The organism is Erythrobacter sp. RANMB8 (genome assembly GCF_056848235.1).
The window spans coordinates 77,830-93,263 of the sequence record NZ_JBREHG010000005.1; the positions used below are offsets into that span (position 1 = coordinate 77,830).

The window sequence follows — 15,434 nt, forward strand, 5'->3', positions numbered from 1 at the left end:
GCAGTAGTGTCTGCGGAGTAACCACATGACAGGCCGGATACTCCCGTGATGGCAAGCCCCCCCTCCCAGGACCGCCGTGCAAGTCCCGCCAGCGTCGCCCGCGCGCCGGTTCTGCTCGACGTTACCCGCCTTGTCGCACTGGCGTGGAGCGGTCGGCAACCGACCGGAATCGACCGGGTGTGCAGCGCCTATCTGCGCCATTTCCGGGGTCGGGCGCGGGCCGTTGTCCAGCATCGCGGGCTCATCCGCGTGCTTGACGAGTGCGCCTCTGCCGATCTGTGCAGTCTGCTGGAACAGCCGCGCAACGGGGTGCGCGCCGGGCTGGTCCGGCTGCTGTCACGGGCTCTGGTCAATGCTCCTTCGCCACACGGCGCGTGGGAGGGCACGGCTTACCTCAACCCCGGGCACACCGATTTCGATTTGCCCGCGCATCATGCATGGGTCCGCCAGAGCGGCATCCGCCCGTTCTTTCTCCTGCACGACCTGATCCCTGTCCTGCATCCGGAATTTTCCCGCCCGCACGCGGTCAGCCGTCATCTCGGCCGGGTGCGCGGGGCGCTGGCGCACGCGGCGGGCATCATCGTGACCAGCCATGCGGTGAGCCGCGAGCTTGAAGCCTTTGCCGCTGCGCAAGGCCTGCCGCTGCCGCCGCTCGCCGTTGCGCCCATTGCCGGGGCGGATTTCGGCGGCGCCGCACCCGCACCCGCACCCGCTCCCGCTCCCGCCGCGGCCATGCCGTTTTTCCTCGTGCTCGGCACAATCGAGCCGCGCAAGAACCACCGCCTGTTGTTCAACGTCTGGCAACGCCTTGTCCGCCGTTATGGTGACGCCACCCCGCGCCTGATCATCGCGGGGCAGACCGGGCCGCTGACCGGCAAGCTTCTCGCTCCGCTGACATCGCCCGACTTGTGCGGCACCATCGAACACCGCGCCGCATGCAGCGACAGCGAGATCGCTGCGTTGCTGCATCACGCCGCGGCCTTGCTGGTGCCCAGTCTGGCGGAGGGATTCGGTCTGCCGGTCGTTGAGGCCTTGCAGGCGGGAACGCCGGTGATTGCCAGCGACCTTCCGGTGTTCCGCGAAATCGGGCAGGGGCATGCGCAACTGATCGCTCCGGATGACCATGACGGCTGGGAACAGGCGATTGCCAGTGCGGTTGCCCATAGTGAAACCGCCCGACACGCGGTAACGGGGTTCCGGCCGCCGCGCTGGGATGCGCATTTTGCGGTTGTGGACCAGTTTGTCACCGCCCCTGCCGGGACGGGGCAATTCCCGAGCGAAAGAGTACTTGCCGCGTGATGACCCGATTGAAATCCACGGCCGGCTTTGCCTTGCTGACAGTGATCATCCCGACGCTGATGGCGATGGTCTATTACGGACTGCTGGCCGAAGACGTCTATATCTCGGAATCGCGGATCGTGGTGCGGCATCCGACGCAGGGGCCGCAATCGCCGCTCGACCTGGCGCTCGACCAGACCGGGTTTGGCGCGGCCAATGAAGGCAACAACACCGTCATCGCCTATCTGCAATCCCGCGCCGCGATCACCGAGGCGAACGGGGATGGCAAGCTTAAGGCGGCCTATTCCGGAGCGGACCTGTTCTGGTTCGACCGTTTTGGCCTGTTCGGCGATAGCGACGAGGAGTTCTACCGCTATTTCCAGAAGCAGCTCGAGGTCGAGGAAGGCGCGACCACGCAGGTTCTCACGATCCGGGTGCGGGCCTTCGATCCCAAACAGGCGCAGGCGATCAATGCCCGTCTGGTCGAGCGCTCGGAAGCGCTGGTCAACAGCCTGTCGGAACGCTCGCAGGCGGACATGATCGCGATTGCCGAAGGCGAGGTCGAGGAGGCCGCGCAAAAGGCACGCACCGCCGCAGTCGAGCTGGCGCGCTATCGCAACACCAGCGGGATCGTCGATCCGGTGCAGGAATCCGAAGTCGGCCTGCAGATGATCTCGAAATTGCAGGATGAACTGATCGCCGCGCAAACCCGCCTGCGCCAGTTGCAGACCTATACCCCCGATGCCTCGCAGATCCCGTTCCTGAAAACGCAGGTGCGCGACCTTCAGGCCGAAATCGACGCGGCGCGGCGCAATCTGACCGGCGGGCGATCCTCGCTGTCCTCGGCGCTGACCCGCTATCAGGAATTGCAGGTCGAAAGCGAATTCGCCGAAAAGCAGCTCGCTGCGACCCGTGCGGCCCTGCAGGAGGCCCGCGCCGAGGCGCGGCGCAAGCAGGCCTATCTCGAAAAGATCGCTGCCCCCAGCCTGCCCGATTATCCTGTGGAGCCGCGCCGCATCCGCAGCATCTTTGCCGCGCTGGTGCTCGGCCTGCTGGCGTGGGGCGTGCTGTCGATGCTGGTGATCGGCGTGCGCGAGCATCGCGACTGATGGCGAGCACCGCGCCTTCCGGCGAGGCTTCGCTGTGGGATGCCCTGCGCATCCAGCGGCGCGTGGTCGATGCCCTGCTGCGGCGCGAGATGCTGACGCGCTATGGTCGCCACAATATCGGCTTCCTGTGGCTGTTCGTCGAACCGATGATTTTCACCATCGGGGTGACGATCCTGTGGACCGCGACCAAATCGGTGCATGGCAGCGATCTGCCGATCTCGTCCTTCGCGCTGACCGGCTATTCCAGCGTGCTGCTGTGGCGCAATATGCCCGGCCGCTGCATCGGGGCGCTGCAAAACAACCTCGCGCTGATGTATCACCGCAATATCAAGGTGTTCGATATCTACATCGCGCGCCTGCTGATCGAATTTGGCGGGGCGACCATATCCTTTGCTGCGCTCTCGGTGCTGTTCATCGCGATCGAGTGGATGGAGCCGCCCGAGGATTTCCTGAAGGTGGCGGCGGGCTGGCTGCTGCTGGCGTGGTTCGGCAGCGCGCTGGCGATCATGCTCGGCGCGCTTTCGCACCGCAGCGAGCTGGTCGACAAGCTGTGGCACCCCTTCTCCTACCTGCTGTTTCCGCTGTCGGGTGCAGCCTTCATTGTCGCCGCCCTGCCGCAGTTCGCGCAGGATATCGTTCTGTGGATCCCGACGGTGCACGGTATCGAATTCGTGCGCGAAGGCTTTTTCGGCGATCGCGCGCGGGCAACCTATGATCTTGGCTACGTCATCCCGTTCAATCTGGTGCTGACGCTGGCGGCGCTGATTGCGGTGCGTTACGTGTCGCGCCGGGTGGTGCCGGGATGATCCGCGTGCGCGATCTCAAGAAGGTCTACAAGACCCGCTTCGGCGAAAACCTCGTGTTCGAAGACCTCAGCTTCGATCTCGCGATGGGGGAGCGGCTTGGCATTCTCGGCCGGAACGGTGCCGGCAAATCGACTCTGGTGCGCCTGATCAGCGGGGCCGAACGGCCGACTGCGGGCACGATCGAGAGCGATATCTCGATTTCCTGGCCGCTCGCCTTTTCGGGCGCGTTCCAGCACCAGCTGACGGGCATCGACAACATCCGCTTCATCAGCCGCATCTACGATCAGGATTTCGCCAAGAACCTCGCTTTCGTCGAGGAATTTGCCGAGCTTGGGCCTTACTTGCGCGAACCGGTGATCACCTATTCTTCAGGCATGAGGGCGCGGCTGGCTTTCGCGATTTCGATGATCATCGAATTCGACTGCTTCCTGATCGACGAAATCAGCGCGGTCGGCGATGCCCGCTTCCACGACCGCTGCAATTTCGAACTGTTCGAACGCCGCGCCGACCGGGCGATGATCATCATCTCGCACGATGCCGCCTATGTGCGCGATCACTGCAACCGCTGGGGCGTGCTGCATGACGGCAAGCTGGAGCTCTATGACGATTTCGAAGTCGCCTACGCCGATTTCAAGGAACTGATCGGCTGGAAGCCGCCTCCGGGCTGGCCCCATGTCGAAGTGGCAACCGCATAATCAGGGTCGAATTTATGCTCAAATCACTCCTTTCGAGGCTCCGTTACGGCGCGCCGCCGCCGATCCCGGTGGCTGACGTGACCGATCATGCCATGCCCGAACCGACGCTGTGGGCGCCGGTCTCGCAGGCCTGCACCCAGGGGCAGATGGAGGAACCGCACTATTCCTACTGGTGCGGCCAGATCCGCGAGCTGCCGCGAATGCACCGCAAGCAGTGGGAGTTCTGCTACATCCTGCAAGCGCTCAAGACCCGCGAAATGCTGGTGCCGGGCAAGCGCGCACTGGGTTTCGGCGTGGGGCTGGAGCCGCTGGCGGCGATCTTTGCCGATCGCGGGGTATCGGTTCTGGCGACCGATCTCGAACCCGAAGGCGCGCACGAGGCGGGGTGGGTCAAGACCGCGCAACATGCCCGCAACAAGGCCTCGCTCAATGATCGCAACATCTGCGATCCGGCGAAATTCGACGAGCTGGTCGATTTCCGCTTCATGGACATGAACGCGATCGACCCCGATCTGGAAGGCCAGTTCGATTTCGTATGGTCGGCCTGCGCTTTCGAACACCTCGGCTCGATCATGCACGGGCTCGAATTCGTGCTGAATTCGGTCAAGTGCCTGAAGCCCGGCGGGGTGGCGGTGCACACCACCGAATTCAACTGTTCCTCAGATGCCGACACGCTCGACAATGCCAGCACCGTGCTGTTCCGGAAGCGCGATTTCCTGCTGCTGGAACGCCGGCTGAAGCTGATCGGCGCGGACATGGAGTTCAACTTCAACCTTGGCCAGCAACCGCTCGATCTGCATGTCGACACGCCGCCTTACAGCGTGGACGAGCATCTCAAGCTGCAGATCATGCGCTGGTCGGTGACGTCCTTCGGCCTGATCATCCGCAAGCTGTAAGGGCCGCCCCGCGTGAGCAGAATCCTGATCGACGGGTACAATCTCGGCCTCGAAAAGGGCACCGGGGTGGCGACCTATGCCCGCAATCTCAGCTACGAGATCGCCAATCTCGGGCACGAGGTCGACGTGCTTTATGGCAATAATGCCACCGCCACGCGCAACGACCTTCTGCGCGAGATCTATTTCTTCGATTCGGCGGTCGATGAACGGATCAAGTGGCTGGAAATGCTCGATCGCGCCTATCAGGCGTTGCAGGGGCCGCTGGCGGTGGGTGCCCGGCAGATACCGGTGACCGGCAAGGTCATCACCCGCACCTTCCAGTCGCGCCTGCCGAAGTTCGACCGGCTCTACAACGCCCCCGATGCCTTCGCACGGGCGCAGGCGGTCTACCGGTTGTGGAAGCTGCCGCTGTCGATCCGTCTGCCGGAAAAGCCCGATCTGGCGCACTGGACCTACCCGCTGCCGATCAGGGTGCGCGGGCGGCCCAATATCTACACCTTGCACGATGTCGTGCCGCTGCGGTTGCCCTACACCACGCTCGACCAGAAGCGGCATTACTTCCGGCTGCTGAAGAAGCTCGGCAAGTCCGCCGATCACATCGTCACCGTCTCGGAAAGCTCGAAGCAGGATCTGGTCGAACTCATCGGCATTCCGGCGGACAAGATCACCAACACCTATCAATCGGTCAGCATTCCCGACAAGTACCGCTTCAAACCCGAAGATCAGGTCGCCCGCGAGGTGGAGGGGCTGACCGGGTTCGATTACAAGGGCTATTTCCTGTTCTGGGGTTCGCTCGAGCCCAAGAAGAACATTGGGCGGTTGATCGAGGCCTATCTGTCATCGCAGGTCGAAACCCCGCTGGTGATCGTCGGCGCGCAGGCGTGGAAATCGGAACAGGAACTGAAGCTGCTGGGCGAGACCGGCACGGTCTATGGCAGCCTCGAACGCCGCCGCGGCGCGCGCAAGCGGATCATCCAGATGCCCTATGCGCCCTTTCCGCTGCTGGTGAGCCTGATCCGTGGGGCCAAGGTGGCGATGTTCCCCTCGCTCTACGAAGGCTTCGGCCTGCCGGTGCTGGAGGCGATGCTGCTCGGCACGCCGGTGATCTGTTCGAACACCTCCTCCCTGCCCGAAGTCGCGGGCGATGCCGCCTTGATGGTCGATCCCTATGATACCCAGGCGATCACGCAGGCGATCCGGACAATGGATGCCGATGCGGCCCTGCGCGATCACTACATCGCACTGGGGCACCAACAGGCCGCCCGTTACAGCCCCGAAATCTATCGCGAACGTCTGAAAGCCGTCTATGACCGCTACCTCTGATGTTCCGAAGCGCAGGATGATTGCCATGCCGCAGACTGCCTCCCTCCGCCGCAGCGCCGGCGCGCTCGCCGCCCTGCTGTGTCTCGGCACGGTGACGGCGTGCAACAGCCTTGGCGGCGCGGGCCCATCGACCGGAGCGATCCGCGATGCGCAGGCGAACGGGCAGACCTATGCCAGCGAAGCGATCCAGGTGATCCCGCTGGGGGGCGAGATCGTCTCGGGACTCAACACCTTCGAAAAGGCCGCCAGCTTCGCCCGCCTGTTCGGTGATTCCGGCGTCTCTGCCACAGTCATCGCGCCCGGCGACACGATCGACATCGCCATCTGGGAAGCACCGCCGGCGGTGCTGTTCGGGGCTGCCCCTGCCGACCAGCAGCTTGGCGGCGGCATCGATGTGGCCACCAACTCGCCGATCCCGCGCCAGCAGGTGGACGAGGATGGCATGATCGGCATCCCCTTTGTCGGGCGGATCAAGGTGCTGGGCCTGCGTCCCGAACAGGTGGAGGCGATCATCACCTCGCGGCTGCGGCGGCGGGCGAACGATCCGCAGGCGGTGGTCCGCCTCGTGCAGAACGAAACGCGCACCGCGACCATCCTCGGCGAGGTTGGCGCGAGCCGCCAGATTGGCCTGTCCGCACGGGGCGAGCGTTTGCTCGATGCGATTGCGGTGGCGGGCGGAACGAAGCAGCCGATCGAACAATCGACCGTGCAGCTTGCCCGCGGCACGCAGCGGGCGGTGATGCCGCTCGAACAAGTGATCAACGATCCGCAGCAGAACGTGCGTCTCAGCCCCGGCGATGTGGTGACCGTGCAGCACCAGCCGTTCAGCTTTGTCGCTCTGGGAGCGGTGGCGCGCAATGCCGAAGTGCCGTTCGAGGGCGGCGGGATCACGCTGGCCGAGGCGCTGGGCCGGGCAGGCGGGCTGAACGACCGCCGCGCCGATGTGAAGGGCGTGTTCGTCTTCCGTCTGGAAGACCGCGCCGCGCTGCCTGCACTGGCAGGGGCGACGGTCCAGACCACGGCCGAAGGACGCGTGCCGGTGGTCTATACCTTGCGCATGACCGACGCGGCGAGCCTGTTCCTGATGCAGGATTTCCGGATGCGCGATGGCGATGTGCTCTACATCTCGACCGCGCCGGGGGTCGAGCTGGAGCGGTTCCTGCAGACGATTTCGAGCACGGCCTTCTCGATCGTGGCGACCGGAAACGCGCTGAGCACCCAGTAGCGGTGCTTCAGGCCGCTTGCGGGCGCAGGCGGGCTGCGCTGTCGAGCGTGAAAGGCACGTCGCGCTCGGCCAGTTGATGCATACGGGGATCGTCCACATCGATCCACCAGTGTCCGGTCACATTCACGGTATCGGCAGTGCCGCGGTCTGCAAGGCGCTGCATGCCTTCGGACAGGCTGCCTGCCGCGCCTTCGCCGATGACTTCGGTGATGGCGCGAGCAAGATCCGGGGTGGCGATAAAGGCGCCGCAATCAACCGCATCGTAACGGGTCAGATGCTTGCCGATCCGGGCGATCCGGCCACTGGCGCGGCACCGCACCCAGGTGGCATCATCGGGATCGATCAGCGGGCCGGTGACATTGCGGTCCACCGCGAGCGACGCACCGGTGCTGCGACCCATGTCCCGCGCCAGAACTTGCAGCAGGCCGGCGGCGAACATGTGATCGGCCATCATCAGCAGGTAATTGCCATCGATCCGCGCCGCGCCCGCCAGCACCGAATGACCATTGGGGCGCGACCAGTCTGCCACCCGGCACGCTTCAAGGCTGATCCCGCAGCGATAGGCGATGCCTGGCAGGCGGCTTTCGATCTCGTCGCCGCGGTGGCCGGTGACGACGACCGCATGGGTGATCCCGGCAAGCGCCGCCTGCCGCACCGACCATTCGAGCAGCGACACGCCGGCAACCGGCACCAGCGGCTTGGGCGCGCCCAGCGCGGCGATGCGGCTGCCGTAACCTGCGGCAAGGATCAGTGCGTTCATGGGGCGGGACGACCGGGGCTGGGGGTGGGCGGGAGAGGGCGGCGGATCGGAAAGCTTACTCGGCGGCATCCCGCTGCGGCAGGGCGCGCGCGTCGAGCATGGCGACAGAGGCATCCTCGGCCATCTGCTGGACCGGGTGTTTGCAGTAATAGGCGGATTCGGCGAGCAGGGCGCCACCTTCCCCGCGATCGCGCGCCAGCTTGCAGAAGCGGATCGCGTCCATCACGCAGGCGGCGGCATTGGGGCTGTCTTCGACCGACAGGCGCAGTTCGAGGTTGACCGGAACCCCGCCCCACTGCGTCCCTTCGAGCCTCAGGAAGCAGATCTTGTTGTCTTTCTGCCAGGGCACATATTCGGACGGGCCGATGCGGATGTTCTCGTCCGCCAGCCGCTCGGCCAGCGCGGCCTGCACCGCTTCGGTCTTGGAAATCTTCTTGTGCACGAGCCGCTCGCGGTCGAGCATGTTCATGAAATCCGTGTTGCCGCCGGTGTTGAGCTGATAGGTCCGCTCGACCGTGACGCCGCGGGTGGAAAACAGGCTGGAAAGCGTGCGGTGGATGATGGTTGCCCCGACCTGCGCCTTGATGTCGTCCCCTACGATCGGCAGGCCGCGCTGGCGGAACCGCGCTTCCCACTCTGCATCGCTGGCGATGAACACCGGAATGGCATTGACCACCCCGACCCCCGCTTCAAGCGCGCATTCCATGTAGAAGGCGCTTGCTTCCTGCGAGCCAACGGGGAGGAAGTTCACCAGAACATCGACCCGTTCGGCCAGCAAGGCATCGACGATGTCCTGTTTGTCCGGCTGCGGCAAAGCGGCAGGCTGGAAGCCGCGCTCGCCCGCGCCGGTCATGTGCGGCGCGACGCCATCAAGAATGCGGCCCATGATCACCATCGCGGGCGAGGGCGGGATATCGGCTTCGAACACCTGCGTGTTGTTAGGCGCGGCAAAGATCGCCTCGGTCAGCGGCAGGCCGACCTTGCGGCGGTCGATATCGATCCCCAGCACGAAGTCGACATCGCCTGCGTGGTATGGCCCCACGGCGCTGTGGATCAGGCCTTCGGAAGACCCTGTCCGCCGGTAAAAGGCGCCACCTTGCACCAGAGAGCTGGCACAATTACCCACGCCTATGATCGCGACCCGTACGCGGTTCATCGGGCTTCCTTCATCATTGTTCTCGACCCATCATGGGAAACCAACCGACTGTCAACCCTAACGAATTTTGCGCCACAACCCTTCGGCGCGCGGCTGTTTACCTTGCCATTCGCGCCAAATGACTGGAAAGACGATGCGAATTGGAAGGATAAAATCCGTGATATTCCGTCGTTTGCCGGAGCGGACTCCGCATTGTCACTTGGGCGCGTTTCGAAGCTGCCGTCGCCCGCGGGGTGCCTCGGTCCTGCTGCGGCGGGACGCAGGAATTTCCCGATGAACCGAAGCCCCTTGGCGAGCATCGGCCGGTGAACCGCGCGCAATCCGGCAGGCCTGCCCGGATCGCGGTCGATTGCCGCTATATCGGCCCGAATCCGAGCGGGATCGGCGAGATGGTGTCGGCACTGGTCACGCATCTGCCGCAGCTGGCCCCCGATTGCGAATTCACCCTGTTACGCTCGTCCGGCCTGAACAGGCGGTTAAGCGATGCGCCCAATGTCCGCGAGATCACGGTCCGCAGCCCGGCCAATGGCCCGGTCACGCTTTTGCACCTGCCGCTTGCAGTCAATCTGCAAGGGATCGATTTGTTTCACGCCCCTGCCAATATCCTGCCGGGCGGGTTGGCGATGCCGGCCATCACGACGGTGCATGACGTGATGTGGCTGACCGATCCCGATCTGTGCAATCCATCGGCATGGGGCCGGGTCGAGCGGGCCTTCTACGGCCATGGCCTGCGCCGCGCCATTGCCCGTTCGGCGGCAGTGGCGACGGTGAGCGAGGCGAGTCGCACGGCGATCGAAGCGCTGGCGCCGCAGGCGGCGGGGCGGGTGTTCGTCACCCGGTCAGGCGTTGCGCCCGATTTCCGCCCGGTTCCACCTGACCCCGGACTGCTCGCCCGCCATGGCATCGCGGCGGGCAGGCGCTATGTGCTCGTGGTCGGGCAGGGCGCGCCGTACAAGAACCACGCAGGCGCGCTGCGGGCCTTTGCGCTGGCCTGCGGCGGGATGGAGGATGTCGATCTGGTCGTGGTGCAGCGGCGCGGGCGGAGCGGCGCCGAGATCGGTCGGCTGGCCCGCGAACTCGGGCTGGCCGGGCGAGTGCACGTGCTGCCGGCAATCGACCGCGGCGCGCTGGTGCAGCTCTATTCAGGGGCAGCAGCGCTGCTCCACCCGTCCTTCATCGAAGGCTTCGGCAATCCGCTGGCCGAGGCGATGGCCTGCGGCTGTCCCGTCGTGACCAGCGACCGGTCAGCCATGCCAGAGGTCACCGGCGGCGCGGCGCTGCTTGCCGATCCGCATGATCCGGGCGCGGTGGCGGTGCAGCTGCGCAAGGTGATCGGCGATTCCGTGCTGGCCTCGGACCTGCGCGAGCGCGGGCTGAAGCGTGCCGCCGCGCTCGACTGGCGCGCCTTTGCCGCGGCCAATCTGGCGCTTTACCGCCGCGTGCTGGCTGCAGGCACCTGATCCAGCACGTTCCCGAAAATCCGCCGCACGCGCCACAGCGAGGCCGCCAGCATCCCGCCCAGCACCACCACCTCGAACAGGAAATACCACTGCGGCCTGCCCGCCAGCATCGCCGCGCCGACCGCGAGGGTGCGGTAATTGGCGCTGAGCAGGGTCATGCCGCCGAGAAACTCCCCGCCATGCCGCAACATCCCGTCACGAAGCGCGGGCTCGCCCGCCCGTGCCGTGATCGCTGCACCATGCGGCACGATCAGGCCGGTGAGCCACAGGTAATAGGCGACAAAGGGATGCCTGCGCCCGCTCGATGTGGTCACCGGAGCCTCGCTCGCCATCCACGGGGTTGCGTAAACCGCCAGCTGGTATTGCCGCCGCACGCCTTCGTAATGCGCTGCCTGCACCACGCGGCTGGCCCCTGCGGCCCACATCAGCGCCCACCCCGCGCTGCCGATTTGGGCTGCGGCGATGGCACCCATCGTCACATAGAGCACGATATGGCCGAGATAGTCGCAAATCCCGTCGACCAGCTCGCCATGCGGGGAACTGCGCCCGGTCAACCGCGCCAGATCGCCGTCAGCCCCGTCGAGCACGTGCCAGAACATGTGGAGCGCGAGACCGGCCACCACGCCCCACGGCCATGGCATTCCCGCATAGGCCAGCGCCGCCAGCATGATCGCCGCCGCGCCTGCTGCCGATACCATGTCGGGGGTAACCCTTGTGGGCGCAAGCCGCAGCGCAAGCCGCCAAGACAGAGGGTGATAGATGCGCGCGTTGAGCCAGTCCTCCAGCTCCGCCGGGCGCTGCGGCCGGTCAGGCGCGGGTTCGGGGGGCTGCGGCGTCACCTGCCCTCCATAATCGCCCCGGTTTTACAGCGCAATTCCGAGCCGTTACGGGGAGGCATGGCACAACCTGTCACCGTCCGCTTTGCCTCGGCACGCACCGCCAACCGGCTGGTGGCCGGCATCCCTGCCGCCGCCCGACTGGCGCGGGTGGCAGGCGAGGCGCAGCCGGGTGCGCCGCTGGTGCTGGTGCTGGGCGATGGCGGTGCGCTCGCCCCTTTGACGCGCGCGGAAATCGCCCGTCTGGCGCCCGGTGTGACGGTGGAAACCGCCGCGGCGACAGACGCTCCGTCGCTCCCTGCCGAGCATCTGCCCGACGCTGCCACCCTTGCGGAATGGCTCGCAGGCGGCCAGTCGCCCGCCCCGCTGCCCGATCCCGAAGCGGCCCTGCGCGCTGCCGGTCGGCGGATTCTCAAGGCGACCGCCAAGCCGGGGGACGGCATCGTCTCGCGCCATCTCAACCGGCCCCTGTCGCAGGCGGCCTCGGCGCTGCTGCTGCGCATGGCATGGGTTCGCCCCGGCCATGCCACCGTGCTGACCGCGCTGGTGGCGCTGGCGATGCTCGCCTGCCTGCTGACCGGAACGGTTGCGGGCCTGATTGCCGGTGCGGTGCTGTTCCACCTCGCCTCGGTCGTTGACGGGATCGACGGCGAGATCGCCCGCGCCACCTTGCGCACTTCGGCGAGCGGCGCGGCGTGGGACAGCGGGATCGATGCCGCCACCAATCTCGGCTTTCTCGCTGGCGTGATCGCCAATCTGTGGCTGCGCGGCGAGACCGCCCCGGCGCTGACCGGGCTCGCGGGGCTGGGCACGCTGGCGCTGGGCATGGGGCTGCTTGGCCTGCACGCCCGCGCGCGGGGCGAGCCGCTGCATTTCGACGGGGCCAAGCGGCTGCTCGGCACACGTGAGACCGCGCTGACCCGCTGGCTGCGCTACATCACGATGCGCGATTTCTACTGCCTGTTTCTGGCGGTGATGATCGCACTCGGCCTGACCGCCGCCGCGCTCGCGATTTTTGCGGTGGCGGCGGCTGGCTGGCTGGTGACAGTGATCGCGCTGCTGTGGCGCGCCCGGACCTCAGCCTAGCGCGATATCGGGCGCGTCTTCCTGCTTCATGCCGACCACATGATAGCCCGCATCGACATGATGCGTCTCGCCGGTGACGCCCGATGCCAGGTCCGAGAGCAGATAGAGCGCCGATCCGCCGACATCGTCGATCGTGACGTTGCGGCGCAGCGGGGCGTTGTATTCGTTCCATTTGAGGATGTAGCGGAAATCGCCGATCCCGCTTGCCGCCAGCGTCTTGATCGGCCCGGCGCTGATCGCGTTGACGCGGATGTTGCGGGGGCCGAGATCATTGGCGAGATACTTCACCGAAGTCTCCAGCGCCGCCTTGGCCACGCCCATCACATTGTAATGCGGCACCACCTTTTCCGCGCCGTAATAGCTCAGCGTCAGGATCGAACCCCCGCTTTCGGGCATCATCGCCGCCGCGCGCTGCGTGATCGCCACCAGCGAATAGGCCGAAATGTTCATCGTCATCAGGAAGTTGTCGAGGCTGGTATCGACATAGTGTCCGCGCAGTTCGTTCTTGTCGGAAAAGCCGATCGCGTGGACCACGAAATCCAGCGTGTCCCAGCGTTCCTTCAGCGTGGCGAAGGCGGCATCGAGCGATTCCATGCTGGAAACGTCGCATTCGAAGGTGAAATCGCTGCCCAGCTGTTCGGCAAGCGGGATCACGCGCTTGGCCAGTGCCTCGCCCTGATAGGAAAAGGCCAGCTCCGCCCCATGCTCGGCGAGCTTCTTCGCGATGCCCCAGGCGATCGACTTGTCATTGGCGAGGCCCATGATCAGGCCGCGCTTTCCCGCCATCAATCCGTTCATTCGACTACTCCTCGCTCACCCCTTCGGGGTCCGCCTGCTGCTGCGTCAGCGCCAGCGCCGCGTTCAATTCCGCGCCGATAACGAGGCCCAGCCCGACAAGCCAGAAAAACAGCAATGTCACCATGCTTCCGGCGAGGGAACCATAGGTGAGATCATAGGTGAAAAAGCGCCGCAGCACCACCGGCAGGGCCGCCGCGACCGCGATCCACCACAGCATCGTGAACAGCGCGCCGGGCCATACCAGGGTGCCGGACTTGCGGAATTGCAAGGGGGTGAGCGACTTGAACAGCACGAACAGCGACACCGCCAGCCCCAGCGCAGGAAGCAGCCGTGACAGGCTAAGCGTGTCGATCGCCTCGGCCAGTTGCGGAAAGGCGGCAAGGATCACCTGCTGCGCTGTGCCGATCACCACCTGCGCGAACAGCGACAGCATCAGCAGCACCACCGCGCCGAGAATCAGCCCGACCGAGCCGAGCCGGTATCGCCAGAACGCCTGCACCGGCGCAGTGCCATAGGCGCGGCGCAGGATGTCGCGGATGGTTTCGATCAGGCTCGACACCGTCCACAGCCCGACCGCCGCCCCCAGCCACAGCAGCCAGCCGGAGCGGGCGTAGATCACATCCTCGGCCACCGGCACGATCACCGCTTCGACCGACGACGGCAAGGCGCCCGCCACCGCGCCGATCATCGCCTCCGCATTGGCCCGCCCCCCGATCAGATCGAACAGCGCCGCGCCAAGGATGAAGAACGGGAAGATCGCCAGCATCGACAGATAGGCAAGGTTGCCCGCGTGGATGAAGCCATCGTTGAAGGTGCCGGAAGCCGCGCGGCGGATCACCTGCATGGCGTGGCTGGCAGAGGCGGCGCGGATCACCGGCAAGAGGCACCCGAGCCCGGCCCGTCAGAGGCCGAACTTCTCCCGCGGGCGGGCGACATCGACCCAGCCTTCGAGCCGCTGTTCGAGCGCGGAAAGATCGGCCGGCAGCTGGATTTCGAGCGTCACCAGCTGATCGCCGCGTTCGGGCTTGCCGTCCACGACCTTGCCGTTCTTGCGGGTCCAGCCCTTGCCGCCCAGCCGCAGCACTGTGCCGCTGGAACTGCCCGGCTTGATCGTCAGCATCACCGCGCCATCGACCGTGGGGCACTTCACCTTGGCGCCGCGCACGGCCTCGTCGAGGGTGATCGGCAGGTCCATGCGGATATTGTCGCCCTCGCGCCGGAAGAAGGGGTGGGTGCCCACCTCCACCATCACGATCCCGTCGCCATTGCCGCCGGTGCCGGGGTGCCCCTTGTCCTTGAGGCGCATCATCGTGCCGTCCTCGACGCCTGCGGGCAGTTTCAGGTTGATCGCCTTGCCATCGGCCAGCGTGATGCGCTGGTCGCGCCCTGCGGCAGCTTCGACGAAGGGCACGGCGAGCCGGTACTGGATATCCGCGCCGCGCCGGGGCGGGGGCGGAGGGGGCTGGCGGCCGAACCCGCGCTTGGGCCCGCCCTGCTGGCGCGCCCGCCCGCCGAACAGCCCTTCGAACAGATCGCCGAGATCGACCTCGTCCCCGCCGAACCCGCCGAAATCGCCGCCGGGCGCGCCGCCGGGGCCAGCGCCATAGGTGCCGCCGCGGCCATAGCCGGGCCGTGCGCCCATGCCGGCAAAGGGATTGGCAGGATTGCCCTCCCCGTCGATCTCGCCGCGATCATACTGCGCCCGCTTCGCCTTGTCCGACAGCAGATCATAGGCGCGGGTGACGTCTGAAAATTTCTCCGCCGCCTTGGGATTGTCCTTGTTGCGATCGGGGTGCAGCTCCTTGGCAAGCTTGCGATACGCGCTCTTGATGTCCGCTTCGGACGCCGTGCGGGGCACGCCAAGGGTGATGTAAGGATCGCGCATAGCGTGTTAGCTAGGTGCAACAGTCGCCTTGCGCAAGCGTGCGCTGGGTGCAAGTCGCCGCCGAAATTGCAGGGGCTGCACTTTCGCAAGGCGCAATGCCTGCCTATGTCCCGCTCCGGTT

General features: G+C 66.0%; 15 protein-coding genes. 9 read left to right on the forward strand and 6 right to left on the reverse strand.

Translation table 11 applies throughout. The features are described 5' to 3' along the window. Positions 1 to 48 precede the first annotated feature (48 nt). From ACU0AG_RS09020 to ACU0AG_RS09050, 7 genes are read left to right on the forward strand one after another with little or no spacing between them, the layout of a single operon-like run. A complete protein-coding gene (locus tag ACU0AG_RS09020) occupies positions 49 to 1,299 on the forward strand; it encodes a glycosyltransferase (protein ID WP_482781942.1) in 1,251 nt (416 codons plus the stop codon). An 8-nt stretch (positions 1,300 to 1,307) separates the two neighbouring features. Beyond that, positions 1,308 to 2,387: a KpsE/RkpR family capsule polysaccharide export protein gene (locus tag ACU0AG_RS09025; RefSeq protein ID WP_482781943.1), complete on the forward strand. Its 1,080-nt coding sequence runs from the start codon at positions 1,308 to 1,310 to the stop codon at positions 2,385 to 2,387. Beyond that, positions 2,387 to 3,193, forward strand: a complete 807-nt coding sequence (locus ACU0AG_RS09030; protein WP_482781944.1) for an ABC transporter permease — start codon at positions 2,387 to 2,389, stop codon at positions 3,191 to 3,193. Before ACU0AG_RS09025 ends, ACU0AG_RS09030 begins: the two co-directional genes overlap by 1 nt. After that, entirely contained in the window at positions 3,190 to 3,888 is a 699-nt protein-coding gene (locus ACU0AG_RS09035; RefSeq protein WP_482781945.1) for an ABC transporter ATP-binding protein, read from the forward strand. The genes ACU0AG_RS09030 and ACU0AG_RS09035 overlap by 4 nt, the downstream gene beginning before the upstream one ends. 14 nt (positions 3,889 to 3,902) lie before the next feature. Beyond that, positions 3,903 to 4,784, forward strand: coding sequence for an SAM-dependent methyltransferase (locus ACU0AG_RS09040; protein WP_482781946.1), 882 nt, complete (start codon positions 3,903 to 3,905; stop codon positions 4,782 to 4,784). A gap of 12 nt (positions 4,785 to 4,796) precedes the next feature. Continuing rightward, positions 4,797 to 6,107 carry a glycosyltransferase family 4 protein gene (locus ACU0AG_RS09045; RefSeq protein ID WP_482781947.1) on the forward strand — a complete coding sequence of 437 codons (1,311 nt, stop codon included), beginning with the start codon at positions 4,797 to 4,799 and terminating at the stop codon, positions 6,105 to 6,107. 25 nt (positions 6,108 to 6,132) lie between these two features. After that, a complete protein-coding gene (locus ACU0AG_RS09050; protein WP_482781948.1) occupies positions 6,133 to 7,332 on the forward strand; it encodes a polysaccharide biosynthesis/export family protein in 1,200 nt (399 codons plus the stop codon). A gap of 7 nt (positions 7,333 to 7,339) precedes the next feature. On the opposite strand, the gene ACU0AG_RS09055 is transcribed toward ACU0AG_RS09050, so the two are convergent. Both ACU0AG_RS09055 and ACU0AG_RS09060 read right to left on the reverse strand, forming a co-directional pair. Further along, on the reverse strand, positions 7,340 to 8,092 hold the full coding sequence (locus tag ACU0AG_RS09055; RefSeq protein ID WP_482781949.1) for a phosphocholine cytidylyltransferase family protein: 753 nt from the start codon (positions 8,090 to 8,092) through the stop codon (positions 7,340 to 7,342). 55 nt (positions 8,093 to 8,147) lie between these two features. Beyond that, complete coding sequence (locus ACU0AG_RS09060; RefSeq protein WP_482781950.1) at positions 8,148 to 9,248, reverse strand: inositol-3-phosphate synthase; 1,101 nt, start codon at positions 9,246 to 9,248, stop codon at positions 8,148 to 8,150. A gap of 305 nt (positions 9,249 to 9,553) precedes the next feature. On the opposite strand from ACU0AG_RS09060, the gene ACU0AG_RS09065 reads away from it, so the two are divergent. Continuing rightward, the gene (locus tag ACU0AG_RS09065; RefSeq protein WP_482781951.1) at positions 9,554 to 10,708 is read left to right on the forward strand and encodes a glycosyltransferase family 4 protein; all 1,155 of its coding nucleotides are present in this window, start codon (positions 9,554 to 9,556) and stop codon (positions 10,706 to 10,708) included. On the opposite strand, the gene ACU0AG_RS09070 is transcribed toward ACU0AG_RS09065, so the two are convergent. Further along, positions 10,678 to 11,547, reverse strand: coding sequence for a CDP-alcohol phosphatidyltransferase family protein (locus ACU0AG_RS09070; RefSeq protein WP_482781952.1), 870 nt, complete (start codon positions 11,545 to 11,547; stop codon positions 10,678 to 10,680). The two genes, ACU0AG_RS09065 and ACU0AG_RS09070, sit on opposite strands and share 31 nt — an antisense overlap. A gap of 57 nt (positions 11,548 to 11,604) precedes the next feature. On the opposite strand from ACU0AG_RS09070, the gene ACU0AG_RS09075 reads away from it, so the two are divergent. Further along, positions 11,605 to 12,630 (forward strand): CDP-alcohol phosphatidyltransferase family protein, encoded by a 1,026-nt coding sequence (locus ACU0AG_RS09075; protein ID WP_482781953.1) that lies wholly within the window; start codon positions 11,605 to 11,607, stop codon positions 12,628 to 12,630. Here the strand turns inward: ACU0AG_RS09075 and fabI are convergent. From fabI to ACU0AG_RS09090, 3 genes are read right to left on the reverse strand one after another with little or no spacing between them, the layout of a single operon-like run. Beyond that, the gene (gene fabI / locus ACU0AG_RS09080; RefSeq protein WP_482781954.1) at positions 12,622 to 13,428 is read right to left on the reverse strand and encodes an enoyl-ACP reductase FabI; all 807 of its coding nucleotides are present in this window, start codon (positions 13,426 to 13,428) and stop codon (positions 12,622 to 12,624) included. The genes ACU0AG_RS09075 and fabI overlap by 9 nt on opposite strands. A gap of 4 nt (positions 13,429 to 13,432) precedes the next feature. Then, positions 13,433 to 14,302, reverse strand: coding sequence for a YihY/virulence factor BrkB family protein (locus ACU0AG_RS09085; RefSeq protein ID WP_482781955.1), 870 nt, complete (start codon positions 14,300 to 14,302; stop codon positions 13,433 to 13,435). Positions 14,303 to 14,329: 27 nt separating this feature from the next. Further along, positions 14,330 to 15,313, reverse strand: coding sequence for a DnaJ C-terminal domain-containing protein (locus ACU0AG_RS09090; protein WP_482781956.1), 984 nt, complete (start codon positions 15,311 to 15,313; stop codon positions 14,330 to 14,332). Positions 15,314 to 15,434: the final 121 nt, after the last annotated feature.